16 protein-coding genes are annotated in these 14,153 nt (G+C 64.9%); 7 read left to right on the top strand and 9 right to left on the bottom strand.

The features are described from left to right. Positions 1 to 129 precede the first annotated feature (129 nt). The gene (locus JI59_RS14360) at positions 130 to 735 is read left to right on the top strand and encodes a uracil-DNA glycosylase family protein (RefSeq protein ID WP_007011975.1); all 606 of its coding nucleotides are present in this window, start codon (positions 130 to 132) and stop codon (positions 733 to 735) included. Between the two features lie 3 nt (positions 736 to 738). On the opposite strand, the gene JI59_RS14355 is transcribed toward JI59_RS14360, so the two are convergent. Both JI59_RS14355 and JI59_RS14350 read right to left on the bottom strand, forming a co-directional pair. Continuing rightward, complete coding sequence (locus tag JI59_RS14355) at positions 739 to 1,584, bottom strand: MipA/OmpV family protein (RefSeq protein ID WP_007011976.1); 846 nt, start codon at positions 1,582 to 1,584, stop codon at positions 739 to 741. A gap of 84 nt (positions 1,585 to 1,668) precedes the next feature. Then, complete coding sequence (locus JI59_RS14350; protein ID WP_038577687.1) at positions 1,669 to 2,214, bottom strand: GNAT family N-acetyltransferase; 546 nt, start codon at positions 2,212 to 2,214, stop codon at positions 1,669 to 1,671. Positions 2,215 to 2,288: 74 nt separating this feature from the next. On the opposite strand from JI59_RS14350, the gene crtY reads away from it, so the two are divergent. Genes crtY through JI59_RS14325 form a run of 5 tightly spaced genes read left to right on the top strand, consistent with a single transcriptional unit; the run spans position 2,289 to position 6,998 of the window. Further along, positions 2,289 to 3,515 (top strand): lycopene beta-cyclase CrtY, encoded by a 1,227-nt coding sequence (crtY, locus tag JI59_RS14345; RefSeq protein WP_038576240.1) that lies wholly within the window; start codon positions 2,289 to 2,291, stop codon positions 3,513 to 3,515. Then, positions 3,512 to 4,990: a phytoene desaturase gene (locus JI59_RS14340; protein WP_007011979.1), complete on the top strand. Its 1,479-nt coding sequence runs from the start codon at positions 3,512 to 3,514 to the stop codon at positions 4,988 to 4,990. Before crtY ends, JI59_RS14340 begins: the two co-directional genes overlap by 4 nt. Continuing rightward, positions 4,987 to 5,424 (top strand): T6SS immunity protein Tdi1 domain-containing protein, encoded by a 438-nt coding sequence (locus tag JI59_RS14335; protein WP_007011980.1) that lies wholly within the window; start codon positions 4,987 to 4,989, stop codon positions 5,422 to 5,424. Before JI59_RS14340 ends, JI59_RS14335 begins: the two co-directional genes overlap by 4 nt. A gap of 1 nt (position 5,425) precedes the next feature. Next, positions 5,426 to 6,007: an LOG family protein gene (locus JI59_RS14330; protein WP_007011981.1), complete on the top strand. Its 582-nt coding sequence runs from the start codon at positions 5,426 to 5,428 to the stop codon at positions 6,005 to 6,007. 37 nt (positions 6,008 to 6,044) lie between these two features. Further along, positions 6,045 to 6,998 (top strand): phytoene/squalene synthase family protein, encoded by a 954-nt coding sequence (locus JI59_RS14325; RefSeq protein ID WP_007011982.1) that lies wholly within the window; start codon positions 6,045 to 6,047, stop codon positions 6,996 to 6,998. A 232-nt stretch (positions 6,999 to 7,230) separates the two neighbouring features. Here JI59_RS14325 and JI59_RS14320 read toward each other — a convergent pair whose 3' ends face one another. Continuing rightward, on the bottom strand, positions 7,231 to 8,517 hold the full coding sequence (locus JI59_RS14320; RefSeq protein ID WP_238532475.1) for a multidrug effflux MFS transporter: 1,287 nt from the start codon (positions 8,515 to 8,517) through the stop codon (positions 7,231 to 7,233). An 80-nt stretch (positions 8,518 to 8,597) separates the two neighbouring features. On the opposite strand from JI59_RS14320, the gene dinB reads away from it, so the two are divergent. Further along, complete coding sequence (gene dinB, locus JI59_RS14315; RefSeq protein ID WP_038576236.1) at positions 8,598 to 9,722, top strand: DNA polymerase IV; 1,125 nt, start codon at positions 8,598 to 8,600, stop codon at positions 9,720 to 9,722. A 41-nt stretch (positions 9,723 to 9,763) separates the two neighbouring features. On the opposite strand, the gene JI59_RS14310 is transcribed toward dinB, so the two are convergent. From JI59_RS14310 to JI59_RS14285, 6 genes are all read right to left on the bottom strand, one after another. After that, positions 9,764 to 10,201: an NUDIX domain-containing protein gene (locus tag JI59_RS14310; RefSeq protein WP_007011985.1), complete on the bottom strand. Its 438-nt coding sequence runs from the start codon at positions 10,199 to 10,201 to the stop codon at positions 9,764 to 9,766. A 59-nt stretch (positions 10,202 to 10,260) separates the two neighbouring features. Then, positions 10,261 to 10,881 (bottom strand): 6-phosphogluconolactonase, encoded by a 621-nt coding sequence (locus JI59_RS14305; protein ID WP_007011986.1) that lies wholly within the window; start codon positions 10,879 to 10,881, stop codon positions 10,261 to 10,263. Positions 10,882 to 10,999: 118 nt separating this feature from the next. Continuing rightward, entirely contained in the window at positions 11,000 to 11,458 is a 459-nt protein-coding gene (locus JI59_RS14300; RefSeq protein ID WP_007011987.1) for a Dps family protein, read from the bottom strand. A gap of 83 nt (positions 11,459 to 11,541) precedes the next feature. Next, a complete protein-coding gene (locus JI59_RS14295; protein ID WP_007011988.1) occupies positions 11,542 to 12,099 on the bottom strand; it encodes a hypothetical protein in 558 nt (185 codons plus the stop codon). A gap of 57 nt (positions 12,100 to 12,156) precedes the next feature. Then, positions 12,157 to 12,909 (bottom strand): HAD-IIB family hydrolase, encoded by a 753-nt coding sequence (locus tag JI59_RS14290; protein ID WP_007011989.1) that lies wholly within the window; start codon positions 12,907 to 12,909, stop codon positions 12,157 to 12,159. 117 nt (positions 12,910 to 13,026) lie between these two features. Next, positions 13,027 to 14,067: a mannose-1-phosphate guanylyltransferase gene (locus tag JI59_RS14285; RefSeq protein ID WP_038576234.1), complete on the bottom strand. Its 1,041-nt coding sequence runs from the start codon at positions 14,065 to 14,067 to the stop codon at positions 13,027 to 13,029. Positions 14,068 to 14,153: the final 86 nt, after the last annotated feature.

Below are 14,153 nucleotides of genomic sequence, written 5' to 3'. Positions count from 1 at the left end.
CATGCCTCTCCCTTTCTTCCTGACCTGTCCAGACGGCGAGTCCTACGCCGCATTGGTTAAGACCGGGTACCGCAAATTGACGGGGAAAAATATTGCGCAGCTGCAGTGTGAACCCCATCCATGCAAGGAATGTCGCAAGCGCTCGAAGATCTTCTGTCCGAAATCGCGGCCTGCCGCGTCTGTGAGAAGGCGCTGGGCCACGAGCCGCGTCCTGTCGTGCAGGCCGGGGAAAGTGCGCGCATCGTGGTGATCGGGCAGGCACCGGGCAGCAAGGTCCACGCCAGCGGCCGCCCCTGGGACGACGAGAGCGGCGATCGCCTGCGCGACTGGACGGGGATGACGCGCGATGTCTTCTACGATCCCGCATGGGTCGCGCACATGCCTTCCGGCTTCTGTTATCCGGGCAAGGCCAGCGGCGGCGACAAGCCCCCGCGCCCGGAATGCGCGCCTCTCTGGCATGACCGCCTGCTTGCCCGATTGCCGCAGGCTCGCCTCATGCTCTTGGTCGGACAATATGCCCAGAAGCTTTATCTGCCGCGCGGTTTCGCGCCCAACCTGACCGAGGCGGTGCAGCGCTGGCGGGATGCGCCCCAGGGCCGGTTTCCCCTCCCCCACCCGGCCTGGCGCAGCAGGCTGTGGATGGCGAAGAACCCCTGGTTCGAGGAGCTGGTCCTGCCGGACCTGCGCCGCCGGGTCAGCGATGCCCTGGCCGATAGATCGTCAGAACCCGATTGATCGTCAGAAGCTGTAGGCGACGCCCAGCCCGGCCAGCCACTGATCGGCATCGCCGCGCAGCGAGGTGTAGGGCGTATCCTTGGAATCGCCCAGCATGCGCGAGTAGCTGGCGATCGAGAACAGCGCGAAGCCGCCATCGCGCAAGTCACCGGACAGATCGTAGCCGACGAGCATCGTCGCGCTCACGCTTTCCCAGCCGCCCTTCGCCTGGAACTGCGGCAGGCCGCTCGCATTGGACTGGGCCGGGCTGACCGAATAGTAATAGTCGGCATAGTCGTCGTCGATGTGCTTGGCGCTAAGCGCCAGGGTCACCAGCGCGGCTTTGCTCACCGGCGTCAAGTAGGTGATCGATGGCGCCCAGGTCATGCCGCCATAGGCTCCGGCCACGTCCCACTTCACATCGGCGCCCAAGGTGAGCGAATCGTAAGGGTTGAGCAGGCGATAGGCGGAAACGCCCCCGCTGACGCCCAGTTCGACCGCAGTATCGAGCTTGCCGGCGGCGCGAACGACCGGATCCTTGATCTGGTTGGCGCGATTGCGGGAAATCGACGCCACCGGGCCGAGCGCGAAGCCGATCTTGGCATCGGCCGCATCGGGAATGACGTCGAGGGCAAGACCGGCCGGGCGCGGCGAGATGGTGATGCCCTTCACCTGGCCCTGCACGATCGGGATGGGCGAGACGACATAATCGTCAGAACCGTCGTAGCTAGGCCCGTAGATGGCGCCGACGCCAATCGTGATCCGGTCCCGCGTCATGGCTTCCCGGTCCTGCGCCTCGTCGGCAAGGGCAGGAGTCGCAGGTAGAGCGGCCGCCATGGCCAGAAGCGCGAGGCTTCGCGAAATATTCATGGGTTTCCCTCCAATTTCGCTTTCGCAACGCATAGTTACGCCCGATGTTTCATGAGGGCGTCAATAATACATCCGAAACCGATGCTACTCTGGCGGGACCTCACCGGGGAGGCTGTCCGCCCCCTCGCCAAGCTGTCGCTGCATCACGAAGACGTCGAGCCACTGCCCATGCTTCCAGCCCGCACCTGTCAGCGTTCCAACCGGCCGATAGCCCGCCCGGGCATGAAGGACAACCGAAGCCGGTTCGCTGGCGGCGATAACCGCGAACGCCTGCCGGAACCCGCGTCTTTCACAATCCTCGACAAGCGCGGTCAGCATCCGCCCGCCGATGCCGCGGCCCAGACTGTCAGGGCGCACGAAGATGGTGGTCTCCACGCTGTAGCGATAACCCACGCGCGGCCCGTAGCGATGGGCATAGCCGACACCCAGCACCCGCCCGCCCGCATCGCGGGTGACCAGAACGGGATAGCCGGCATCGACGATGTCGGAGAGACGACGCGCGATCTCGGCCTCATCGGGAGGCTCGGTTTCGAAGGTCGCGGTGCTTTCCAGCACATAATGCGCATAGATCTCTGCTATGCCCGCGGCATCGGCCGGCGTCGCTTCGCAGACGTTCAGTTCATCGTCCATCATCCTGAACATGCCGCAAAGCAGTAATCATGCCAAGTTGCGGGAAAGTCACGCTGTCCCTAAACGTGACATCGATGAAGCAGACTTCCAGCCCACCGACCGACTGCGATCTGGCGATTCTGGGCGGTGGCCTCGCCGGGAGCCTGATCGCCATGGCCATGGCCGCAAAGCGCCCGGACTTGCGCGTGGCCCTGGTCGAGCAGGGTGAACGGCTGGGGGGCGATCACGTATGGTCGTTCTTTTCCAGTGACATAGCCGCCGATCACGGCTTCCTCGTTGAACCTCTGATCGCTGCGGCCTGGCCAGGCTACGCGGTCCATTTTCCGAACCGGTCGCGCGATCTGGGCACGCCGTACAACAGCATCACCAGCGAGAAGCTCGATGCCGCGGTCCGCGCAAGACTTCCCGCCGGGGCCATCGTCACCGGCGCGCGCGTGCGCACGGCGACGCCCGAATCGGTCGAACTGGAAGACGGCCGCACCATCGCCGCAGGCGCCGTCATCGACGCACGCGGCGCCTCGGGCATGGCGCACCTGGCCGGCGGCTGGCAGAAGTTCATGGGCCGTCGCCTGCGCCTCCACCGTCCGCACGGACTGCACCGGCCGATCGTGATGGACGCGCGCGTAGAGCAGCTCGACGGCTATCGCTTCGTCTACTGCCTGCCCTTTTCCGATACCGAGGTCTTCATCGAGGACACATATTATTCGGACAGCCCGGACCTCGACCTGCCCTTGCTCCGCACGCGCATTGCCGACTATGCGACTGCCAATGACTGGGATACGGCTACCGTCATCTACGAGGAAACCGGCGTCCTGCCGGTCATCGCAAAGGGAAGTTTCGAGGCGTTCTGGCGCGAAAACGAACGCGGGGCGGCTCCCGGCCTGGCCCGCGCCGGCGCCCGCGCCGCCCTTGTCCACCCGCTCACTTCGTATTCCATTCCCCATGCTGTAGACTTCGCCATGTATCTTACGACACTCGACAATCTCTCCGGCCTGCGCCTAGGAAGGGTCAGTCATGCATGGGCAGCACAGCACTGGCGCAAAGGACGCTTCTACCGGATGTTGACACGCATGCTTTTCGGCGCGGCCCGGCCGCATGAGCGCTGGCGAATGCTGGAACGCTTCTACGGCCTGCCCGAAAGCCTGATCGAGCGATTCTATGCCGGGCGCTCGACGCCCGCCGACATGGTCCGCGTGCTGGCCGGCAAGCCGCCGGTGCCCATCGGCGCCGCGATCGCCAGCCTTGCCGGCGCCGGTCGCGAACTGGCCGACCTTTCCCCTCGCATCGGAGCGCAAGCATGAAGAAGGCCTGCGTCATCGGCGCCGGGTTCGGCGGCCTTGCCCTTGCCGTCCGCCTCCAGAGCGCGGGGATCGAGACGACGCTGGTCGAAGGCCGCGACAAGGTAGGCGGGCGCGCCTACGTCTGGGAACGCGAAGGCTTCACCTTCGATGCCGGCCCCACGGTCGTGACCGATCCCGACTGCCTGCGCGAACTGTGGGCCCTTTCGGGCAGCGACATGGCCGACGACGTCGAATTGATGCCGGTCATGCCGTTCTACCGGCTCAACTGGACCGACGGGACGGTATTCGACTACTCGAACGACGAAGTGGCCCTGCGCCGCGAGATCGCGCGTATCTCGCCCCATGACCTGAGCGGCTACGAGGAATTCCTGCGCTACGCCGCGGGCGTCTATCAGGAAGGCTACGTCAGGCTCGGCCACGAGGCGTTCCTCGACTTTTCCAGCATGATCAAGGCCGCCCCGGCGCTGGCCCGCTACCAGGCATGGCGCTCGGTCTATTCGATGGTTTCGGCCTATGTGAAAGACGAACGCCTGCGTCAGGCGCTTTCGTTCCACACGCTGCTCGTCGGCGGCAACCCGATGACCACTTCGGCCATCTATGCCCTGATCCACAAGCTGGAGAAGGACGGCGGCGTGTGGTGGACGCGGGGCGGCACCAACAAGCTGGCACAGGGCATGACCCGGCTGTTCGAGCGGCTGGGCGGCAAGGTGCGGCTGGGCGACAAGGTCGTGCAGGTCCTTACCGTGGGCGACCAGGCGACCGAAGTCGTCACCGAAAGCGGCTGGAAGGAGCACTTCGACGCGGTCGCCTCAAATGGCGACATCATGCACACCTACCGCGAGCTCCTTTCCGATTCGCCGCGCGGCACGGCCATGGCCAAGAAGCTGGCCACCAAGCGCTACTCGCCCAGCCTGTTCGTCGTCCACTTCGGGCTCGAGGGAACGTGGCCGGGCATTCCGCACCACACCATCCTGTTCGGGCCGCGTTACCGCGAACTCCTCTCCGACATCTACGAACACGGCGTGCTGCCTCGGGATTTCTCGATCTACCTGCACCACCCGACCGTGACCGACCCGTCGATGGCTCCGGCGGGCAAGAGCACGTTCTACGCGCTGGTCCCGGTGGCCCACATGGGCAAGCTGCCGATCGACTGGGACGAAGTGGGCCCGATCCTGGAGCGCCGCATCCTCGACGAGGTCGGCCGCCGCCTGATCCCGGACATCGACGACCGCATCGTCACCAAATTCCATTATGCGCCCAAGAACTTCGAGACCGACCTGTCCGCTTTCCACGGCAGCGCCTTCAGCCTCGAGCCGATCCTGACCCAGAGCGCCTGGTTCCGCGGCCACAACCGCGACGACCAGCTCAAGAACTTCTACCTCGTCGGCGCCGGCACCCATCCCGGCGCGGGCATTCCCGGCGTCGTCGGGTCTGCCAAGGCAACGGCAAAACTGATGATCGAGGACCTGCGATGAACCGCGTCATGAATGCCCTGCGCGGAGACTGGGGATGGACCGGCGTCGACTTCGCCGAGATCATCGCGGTCAGCCGCATGGGTCACCTGCTGCTTTCGGACACTGCGGGCACGATCCACTACCTCGACCCGGAAACCCGCGAGCTGATCTGCCTGGGCGGCGAGGAACAGGCGCGCCAGTACTTGGCCGACCCCGAAGTCTCGCTCGTCTGGCAGGCTGAGAAACTGGTGCAGGCGGCGCAGGAACGCCTGGGCCCGCCGGAAGCCGAGGAAGTCTATACCCTCACGCCCGATGCGCTGCTCGCCGGAGACTACGACGTCGAGAACCTGACGGTGATGCCGCTGGCCGAGCTGATCTCGTTCGCCGGACAGGTGGCGTGGCAGACCCGCAACATGGCGGACAACACCCCGATCAAGCTGAAGAGCAACGACTGACATGAAACGCCTTGCCGTTTACTGCGGCTCCGCTTCCCCGTCCGATCCGCGCTATCTTGCGCTAGCCCACAGCGTCGGCGCGGAACTCGCCCGCCGCGGCATCGGCGTCGTCTATGGCGGCGGCCGGCTTGGCCTGATGGGCGCAATCGCCTCCTCGGCGCTGGCTGCAGGCGGCGAAGTCATCGGCGTCATCCCCGAGGCGCTCGTCAGCGGCGAAGTCGCGAACTACGACTGCACCGAGCTGCAGGTGGTCGCCACGATGCATGAACGCAAGGCCGCCTTCACCCGTCTTTCCGACGGCTTCCTGATCCTGCCCGGCGGCGTGGGCACGATGGACGAATTGTGGGAAGCGGTAAGCTGGGCACAGCTTGGCTATCACAGCAAGCCGGTGGGCGTGCTCAACGCCTTCGACTTCTATGACGGGTTGCTCGCCTTCAATCGCCACATGGCCGAAGTCGGCTTCGTGCGGCCCGCCCACCAGGGCATCATCATGGCCGAAAGCGAACTGGACCTGCTGCTCGAACGCATGCACGCGCACGAACCGATCACGCCGATCACCAAGATGAACCCGGACACGCTGTGACCCTCGATCCGACTGAAAACGGCCCCGCAATCCCGGCATGACCGCGACACGCAGCGAACTCGTCGCGGCGGCGCGCCAGTCGATCCGCAAGGGCTCGAAGAGCTTTGCGGCGGCCAGTCGCCTGTTCGATCGCTCCACGCGCGAACGCGTTTGGCTGCTCTACGCCTGGTGCCGCGCCTGCGACGACATCGCCGACAACCAGGACCACGGTTACGCAAGCGTCCCCGGTGCCTCCCGGCTCGATCCCGAGGCGCGGCTGGCGACGATCCGGACCCTGACGGAACTGGCCATCGCCGGCGAAGAGACCGGCAACATGGCGTTCGACGCGCTGGCCCAGCTCCTGCGCGAGGTGCCCCTCACCCGCGCGATGATCGAGGACGTCATTGCCGGGTTCGCGCTCGACGCGGCCGAATGGCGGCCCCGCAGCGAGGCGGACATGCTGCGCTACTGCTATCACGTCGCGGGCGCCGTCGGCGTGCTGATGGCCGCCGTCATGGGCGTTTCTCCCGATGACGACGACACGTTGGACCGGGCCTGCGACCTGGGGATAGCCTTTCAGCTGGCCAATATCGTGCGAGATGTCTGGGAAGACGATGCCGCCGGGCGCTGCTACCTGCCGGTCGAATGGCTCGCCGAAGCGGACATTCCGCCCGGCGAAGTCACCAAGCCGCATTACCGCCATGCCCTCGTGCCGATGGTGGCTCGCGCCTGCGAGCTGGCCCGCGGCTACGAGGCATCGGCGCGCGTCGGCGCGGCCCGCCTCGCCTTTCGCCAGCGCTGGGCGGTGCTGTCCGCAGCGAACATCTACGGCGGTATCGCGCGCAAGGTGGAGGCACTGGGCGCACATGCATGGGACCACCGGGTCACCACCACGCGACCGGAAAAGCTGGGGATGCTGCTCAAGGCTTTCGGCGAGGCGCGCTCTGCGCCCGCCCCGGCCGCGAACCCTGCACTTTCGCGCAGGGAACTGGCCGCACTGGCACGAAGCTAGAAGCGTCGAACCGGCAGGTATCGGATAGTATTGGCGTCAACCCTGACGTCCCGGCGCCCCGTCTCGCCACATGGTGCGGAGGGGATTGTCCGGGGACGAACCCGAAGGGCCGCAGCGCGATTTGCAAAGGGGCAATTCGCAATTGCCGGATCAACCTGCCTGCTCGAAACCACTCCAGCAACCGTGTTGCTATCGAGTGCTCCTCTCATGCGGTGACCTGCAAAGGCTCAGTTCAGGGCGCGTTCTCAGGCCGTTTGCCAGGCGGATAGTAACCGGGCGGATAATTCAGCCTGCGGAACAGCTGCCCGCGCTCGGAATAGAGCACGGCGCCTAAGGACACGATGCCGGCCACCAGCATCGAGGCAAAGATCGGCCTCGCGGTCCCATCGTAGGCCTGCCCGATCATGGCGCCCAGCGTCGCGCCGACCAGCAGGCGGATGAAGGACATGATCGAGGAGGCGGCCCCGGCCGTTCGCGCGAAAGGCTGCAGGCTGATTGACTGAAAATTGGCGCCGATGAAGGACATCATGCAGATGCTGAAGGTCATCAGCGGCACGAAGACCCACAGCGTGTCCGCACCGCTCATCGCTATGCCCAGATGGACGGCTGCAGCGACGATGTAGGCGATCAGCGCTGACTGTGAGACACGCCGCGCACCGTAGCGTTCGACGATCCGCGAATTGGCGAAGTTGGCCACTGCCATGACCAACGCCATACCGCCGAAGATCATCGGGAACATCAGCCCTGCCCCGAAGTGCTCTCCCACCAGCTGCTGTGCACTGTTGATGTATCCGTAGAGCGCCGACTGCACGAGCGCCATGCCCACGACATAACCGATCGATTCGCGCACGATCAGCGCCGAGCCCATGTTGCGCACGATGACGATGGGGCGGATTTCCTGGCGGTGATCCGGGTCAAGCGTCTCGGGCAGGCGCAAGACCATCCAGACCAGCACAGCGGCGCCCAGCACTGCCATGATACCGAAGATCCAGCGCCATCCGGCGAACAGCATGACCGTCTGGCCCAGCATCGGCGCGATCATCGGAATGACCATGAATGTCATTGCCACCAGCGACTGCATGCGCGCCATCTGGTCGCCTTCAAAGCGATCGCGGATGATCGTCATCGGCATGACCATCAGTGCCGCGCTCAAGAGACCCAGCATGCCGCGCGCTGCCAGCAGCAAGGTGAAATCCGAGGCCACCGCGCATGCCAGTGACGCCAGCACATAGGAACACAGCGCGAAAGCGAGCACCGGCTTGCGACCGAAACGGTCGGCCATCGAGCCGGGAATCAGCGACCCCAGCCCGCTGCAGATCAGGAACACGCCGACGACAAGCTGACGATCGTTGGGGTCGGTCAGCTTGAGTTCGGAAGAAATCGCGCCGAGCGCCGGCAGCATGACGTCAATCGCCAGCGCCTGCAGGGCCTGGAACGAGGCGAGCAGGACTACAAACTCCACGCCGGAACTTGTACTTGCGGCCTTCTTTGTCCGGGGGGTAGGCATAGGATTGCGCATTGCAGCAAGAATTTTCTCCTTGCCAGCAAATTCGAACAGGCGATGGCATCTTGCCGGTCATCGGCCCTATATCCAAGACCATGTCATCGCGGGATGGAGAATCGGGAGACGGCGAAGAGGAAGCCGATGGGCTTCGCAAGATCATCCATGTCGACATGGATGCCTTCTTTGCCAGCGTCGAACAGCGCGACGATCCCGAACTGCGCGGGAAGCCGGTGGCCGTTGGCGGCTCTTCCGGACGCGGCGTGGTGGCGGCCGCCAGCTATGAAGCGCGCAAGTTCGGTGTGCGCTCTGCCATGCCTTCCGCGCGCGCTGCAAGGCAATGCCCCGGCCTGATCTTCCGCAAGCCTCGTTTCGAGGTCTATCGCGAGGTGAGCCAGCAGATTCGGGCGATTTTCCATGAGTACACGCCGCATGTCGAACCGCTTTCGCTGGACGAGGCCTACCTCGACGTTACCGCCGATCTCAAAGGCATCGGATCGGCCACCCGCATCGCCGAGGAGATCCGCCGCCGGATCAGAACCGAAACCGGGCTGACCGCCAGCGCCGGGGTCTCTTACAACAAGTTCCTCGCCAAGCTGGCCAGCGACCAGAACAAGCCCGACGGGCTTTGCGTGATCCGCCCAGGAGAAGGCGCCGCTTTCGTGGCGGGGCTACCGGTGCGTCGCTTTCACGGCGTGGGGCCCCGCGGTGCCGAAAAGATGGCGCGGCTGGGCATCGAAACCGGTGCGGACCTGCGCGACAGGGACATCCACTTCCTGCGCCAGCATTTCGGCAGCTTTGCCGAATACCTCTACCGCGCCGCTCGCGGGGTCGACCTGCGGCAGGTCCGCGCCAACCGCCCCCGCAAGTCGGTGGGCGGCGAGAGGACTTTCTTCGAGGACATCGCCCGGGCAGACGCGCTGCGCGAAACGATGGATTCGATCATCGACATCGTCTGGGACCGCATCGAACGCGCCGAAGCGCGCGGGCGCACGGTCACCCTGAAGCTGCGCTACGCCGACTTCCGAACGATCACCCGCGCCCGGTCCCTTCCCCATTTCGTGACCGGAAAGGAGGAATTCGGACAGATCGGCCACGCCCTGCTGGATGACCTCATGCCCCTGCCCCAGCCGATCCGGCTGATGGGCCTGACCTTGTCCGCCCTCGAACGCGAAGAAGCCGTCGCGAAGGAAACGAAGGACGGTCAGCTGTCGTTTCTTTGAATTTCCGTGACCGGTCCGCACGCGCCGGACCGTCCCTGGACTTACTTGGAAGCAGGCATCCCGGCACCGGATGCGCGCCTGTCCGTTTCCATCCAGAGCTGCAGGCCTTGCCGCAGATCTTCCGTCATGGGTTCCGGCAAGGCATCCAGGGGGAAGAAATCCGCTTCGATGACCTCGCGCCCGTCGGGCTCCGGAGTGCTGTCCGTTCGCCCGATCACGACATGGACGATGTTCGTGGCGCCGAACAAGTCCTCGACAACCGTCTGGATCTCCCGCGCACCGGTGAGTTTGCAGCCGGTCTCCTCGCGAAGCTCGCGTTCGGACGCGGCAAGAGGATGCTCACCCTTGTCCATTCCGCCGCCGGGGAACATCCAGTCGTCCGAACCATAGGAATGCCGCTGCATCAGCAAATGGCCCTGGGCATTGAATGCCAGGACCCGAACTCCCTCGACCGTCGGTCGGCGAAGAGTCCACAGCATGCGCCGCACTCGATGCGCGATACGGTATAGCCCGCGATGCAACGGCGCTGGCAAGCCCGTCAGCAAAAGCAGGTCACCTTGTGGCGGGCAGCGCCAAGCAGGCGGGCGACCGGAAGATCGTGCTCGCCCCGAATCGCGCCGTCGAGGACCGCGCGCTTTTCGGCGCCGCGGATGACGAACATGATCTCGTCGCTGTCGAGCAGCGAGGGTATCGTCAGGCTCACGCGATCGAACGGCGCTTCGGGCGGGAGCGGATCGGGCGTAAGGCGCCGCACGGCATGGCGATCGTTGACCTTAGGATCGGTGTTCGGAAAGAGCGAGGCAACATGCCCATCGCCGCCCATGCCCAGCCAGGCAACCGCGAAATGCGGGGGCTGTGCGTCCTCGGTCAACGGCACGATCTGCGCCCCGACCGGTTCGAGGCGGGCACGGATCTTGCCGACGTTCGAAGCGGGATGTTCCTCTTCGACGATACGGTCGTCACCGGGCCACACGGCGATGCGGTGCCAGGGAAGGTTCATCTTCGCCAGCAGGTCGAAGATCGGAAACGGCGTCGATCCGCCCGGCACGGTGACGGCGATTTCGTCGGAGGTAAGCGACAGGGCCGCCCGCAGGCGCTGCGCGAACCATTCGGCAATCGCCTTGTCGTCGGCGTTCTCGATAATCTGGATCTTGGGCATGGACGCGCTCTAGCAGCGCGCGATCAATTTGTCGTGGGGGTTGAAGGGCCTTTTGCCCTGCCTGGAGGGCACGGCTGGCGGGCGGAGAACCTCGCCGCCGCCCCCCCCCAGCCCTGGGTCAGGCAAGAATTTCGCGCAGGAACCAGGCGCGCTGCTCGGCCTGGTCGGTCCAGTCGTCGACGATGCCGTCCGTGGCATTGTCGCCCGCTTCGCCAGCTGCGGCCTTCACTTCACGCAGCCGCTCGACATAGGCGAGATTGTCGTCACGCAATTCCCTGACCATCGCCATCGCATCGAGATCGGTCGAATCCTGCGGCTTGATGCGGGTCTTGGCAGAGATCGCATCGGGGCTCGTCAGGGTCTTGCCGCCCTGCTTGCGCACCCGTTCGGCTACGAGATCGGTGAGTGCGAAGATTTCCGTCGCATGTTCATCGAACAGCAGGTGCAGATCGCGGAACTGGGGGCCCTTCACATGCCAGTGAAAGTTCTTGGTCTTCACATAGAGCGCGAAAGTGTCCGCCAGAAGCCCGTTGAGACTGTCGATGAGCGCGGCCTGTACGTTGTCCTTGGAAGTCATGGTTATCCCTCGTGCTGTGATATCGAACCAAATCTATAATCCAAAACGCACATTAAAAGACTTGGTTCAATCGAATATTCCGATCACAATAGCCCGAATTCCCGCAGGAAGATCACCAGGGCGACCAGCACAAGAACAGCTCCGACGATGCGGCGGCCACACCTCGTCCACGACCGGTCCAGGAAACCGGGGACAGCCCAGGCAAAGGTGGACAGCAACAGGCCGCCCAGCAGCCCGCCAGCACCTGCCGCCAGAGGCGCGCCCAAACCCACTGCAAGGCCGAATATCAGAAACCGGACAGCGTCGGTCACTTGCGCGGCGGCCAGCACGAGGCCAAGCGCACCGAGCGAATTGGTCGGCTCCTTCGGATTGCGGCGCGGCGCAAGGATCATCGACTCCAGACCCGCCAAACCAATCGCTATTGCAGCGAAGATCCCGCGCGCCGGCGGCGGCAGGACCGGTAGCATCTTCAAAGCAGCCCATGCCGCCAATGCCGAAGTCAGGCCGGTGCAAGCCAAGGCGACCAGCAACACGCCCGGACGCTGCCCCTGCCGCCCCGTGAGTCCGGCGATCGTAACCTGATCGCGCGCACCGAACCCCGCGAGAAGTACGCCGATGAATGTCAGGTAAAAAGCCGGCATCGGGCCCCCGCGTTCACGGCCGGAGCCGCCATCGACCGATCACTGCCTCCAGCGCAGTCAGGCCAGCTTCTGGCAGGATACGATGGCCGCAATGACATTGGCGGTATCGGCCGGATCGCGCACGCAGATCGTGTCGAGCCCCATCGCCTTGGCGGGATAGTCGTTGCCGCCCGGGAATATGGCATCGCCGATGAAGAGGATGTCGCGCTCCTCGACGCCGCTATGCTCCGACAGGCGCCGCAGCCCCCAGGCCTTGTCGACACCGGGCTGGGTCACGTCGACGGATGTTGCCCCGCCGAGATTGATCGAAACGCCGGGCAGGCGCTGGATCAGGTCGGCCTGGATCACCTTGCGTTTGGCGAAGTCGGGATCCCAGACTTCCTTGGCCTCAAGCGGGGCCTGCTGGCCCAGCGCGGAAAAGGTGATCTGGCTTCCGCGATCCTCGATCCGCTCCCCCCAGGTCTGTTCGGGCACGAAGCCGGTCGCCGCGAGCGAGGCGTCGAAGGCATCGAGAATGGCCTGCTTCTGCTCGTCGCTGAAGAGTTCGGCATAGACGGCATTCCAGCCGCCATCGCGATGGACGTAGAGCTTGGCCCCGCTCGTCGGCAGCATCCAGAGGCGCGTGAGGTCGGCGTGACCGGGCAGGCGGCTGGCCACCTGCTTGTCGAACTGCGGCCAGTCGCCGCCCGAAATGACCGCGACCTGGGCGACTTCCAACAGGTCCGCCATGGCCTGCGCCATCTCGTCGGTCAGCGGCTGCTTGCTGAGAGCCAGAGTCCCGTCGAGATCGAATGCCACGATTTTCTTCATTACCAACCTTTCATGGTCCGGCCTTCGCACGGGCGGGAACAAGCGCCATGCCGGATCAGGATTTCATCTGCATGGCGCAGGGAAACAGTGCCCGCAAGCACGTCGTGGGAGTATCGACTATTGGTTGACCGCACCCGAGAGCTTGCCGACTTTCTGCACGCCCGCGCTGGTGGTGATCATGATATCGTCGCCATCGACCACGACGATCACGTCCTCAAGGCCGATGACCGAGACCCGCGGTCCATCGCTGTCGACCAGGACATTGCGGCAATCGACCAGTTCGCCCTCGCAGCCGCGCATGGCGTTGCCGTTCCCATCGCGCTCAAGCGCATCGTGCAGGGCCTGCCAGTTGCCGATGTCCGACCACTCCATGTCGGCAGGGACCATGGCCGCGCGCTCGGTGTTTTCCATCACCGCATAGTCGACCGAATCGCTTTCCGTCGCTGCGAAAGTCGCGGCATCGGGATGGAAGCGTGCGCCCTCTTCCCGGCCCCTGGCGACGGATTCGCGCACCGCCTTCGCAATCTGCGGCCGATGCGCCGCCAGTTCGGCCATGAAGTCGCCCACCCGGAAAGCGAAAATGCCGCCATTCCAAGCGTAACCGCCGTCGGCAAGGAAAGCCTTCGCCCTCTCCAGATCAGGCTTTTCGACGAACTGCGCCGTCCTGAAGCCCCTGGCGTCGATCGGTTCGCCGCGCTTGAGATAGCCGAAGCCCGTTTCCGGGGCAGTCGCCTCGATCCCGAAGGAGACAAGCCAGCCGTCCTCGGCCAGCGCCGCCGCCTTCAATGCCGCTTCGGCAAAGACTTGCGGTCGGCCGATGTAATGGTCGCTGGGGCACACCAGCATGATCGCGTCTTCGGGAAGGCGGCAGGCGGCCAGCGCGATGGCGGCAGCCGTGTTGCGCGCCGCCGGCTCGACGATAACCTGGGCGTCGGCGCGCCCGCCCAGCTGCGCCTCGACATGATCGAGGTGCTTCGCACCGGTCACGACGATAGGCCCTGCGAAGCCGACGTCTGCGGGGCATCGCGCGACCGTGGCTTCGAACAGGGTCTGTTCGCCTACCAGCGGGATAAAGGGCTTGGGCTTGGCAGCGCGGCTACGCGGCCACAACCTCGTACCGCTGCCTCCGCACAAAATGACTGGAACGATCGTGGGCATAGGCCTCTGAAATGACGGAAATGCGAGTATCGCGAGTATTGCCGGTCGCAGCCAGGCGCAACCGGTTCATTGGAGTTACACTTGCG

Source organism: Novosphingobium pentaromativorans US6-1 (genome assembly GCF_000767465.1).
Taxonomy (GTDB): Bacteria; Pseudomonadota; Alphaproteobacteria; order Sphingomonadales; family Sphingomonadaceae; genus Novosphingobium; species Novosphingobium pentaromativorans.
Note: the sequence above shows the minus strand (reverse complement) of the source record. Positions and strands in the feature narration are given on the sequence as shown.

Coding starts and splice junctions, on each gene's coding strand:
- JI59_RS14285 (WP_038576234.1), bottom strand. CDS start 14,067: ATGCCCACGATCGTTCCAGTCATTTTGTGCGGAGGCAGCGGTACGAGG.
- JI59_RS14300 (WP_007011987.1), bottom strand. CDS start 11,458: ATGACTTCCAAGGACAACGTACAGGCCGCGCTCATCGACAGTCTCAAC.
- JI59_RS14305 (WP_007011986.1), bottom strand. CDS start 10,881: ATGCCCAAGATCCAGATTATCGAGAACGCCGACGACAAGGCGATTGCC.
- dinB (WP_038576236.1), top strand. CDS start 8,598: ATGTCATCGCGGGATGGAGAATCGGGAGACGGCGAAGAGGAAGCCGAT.
- JI59_RS14360 (WP_007011975.1), top strand. CDS start 130: ATGTCGCAAGCGCTCGAAGATCTTCTGTCCGAAATCGCGGCCTGCCGC.
- JI59_RS14290 (WP_007011989.1), bottom strand. CDS start 12,909: ATGAAGAAAATCGTGGCATTCGATCTCGACGGGACTCTGGCTCTCAGC.
- JI59_RS14330 (WP_007011981.1), top strand. CDS start 5,426: ATGAAACGCCTTGCCGTTTACTGCGGCTCCGCTTCCCCGTCCGATCCG.
- JI59_RS14355 (WP_007011976.1), bottom strand. CDS start 1,584: ATGAATATTTCGCGAAGCCTCGCGCTTCTGGCCATGGCGGCCGCTCTA.
- JI59_RS14335 (WP_007011980.1), top strand. CDS start 4,987: ATGAACCGCGTCATGAATGCCCTGCGCGGAGACTGGGGATGGACCGGC.
- JI59_RS14320 (WP_238532475.1), bottom strand. CDS start 8,517: ATGCGCAATCCTATGCCTACCCCCCGGACAAAGAAGGCCGCAAGTACA.
- JI59_RS14340 (WP_007011979.1), top strand. CDS start 3,512: ATGAAGAAGGCCTGCGTCATCGGCGCCGGGTTCGGCGGCCTTGCCCTT.
- JI59_RS14310 (WP_007011985.1), bottom strand. CDS start 10,201: ATGCTGTGGACTCTTCGCCGACCGACGGTCGAGGGAGTTCGGGTCCTG.
- JI59_RS14350 (WP_038577687.1), bottom strand. CDS start 2,214: ATGGACGATGAACTGAACGTCTGCGAAGCGACGCCGGCCGATGCCGCG.
- crtY (WP_038576240.1), top strand. CDS start 2,289: ATGAAGCAGACTTCCAGCCCACCGACCGACTGCGATCTGGCGATTCTG.
- JI59_RS14295 (WP_007011988.1), bottom strand. CDS start 12,099: ATGCCGGCTTTTTACCTGACATTCATCGGCGTACTTCTCGCGGGGTTC.
- JI59_RS14325 (WP_007011982.1), top strand. CDS start 6,045: ATGACCGCGACACGCAGCGAACTCGTCGCGGCGGCGCGCCAGTCGATC.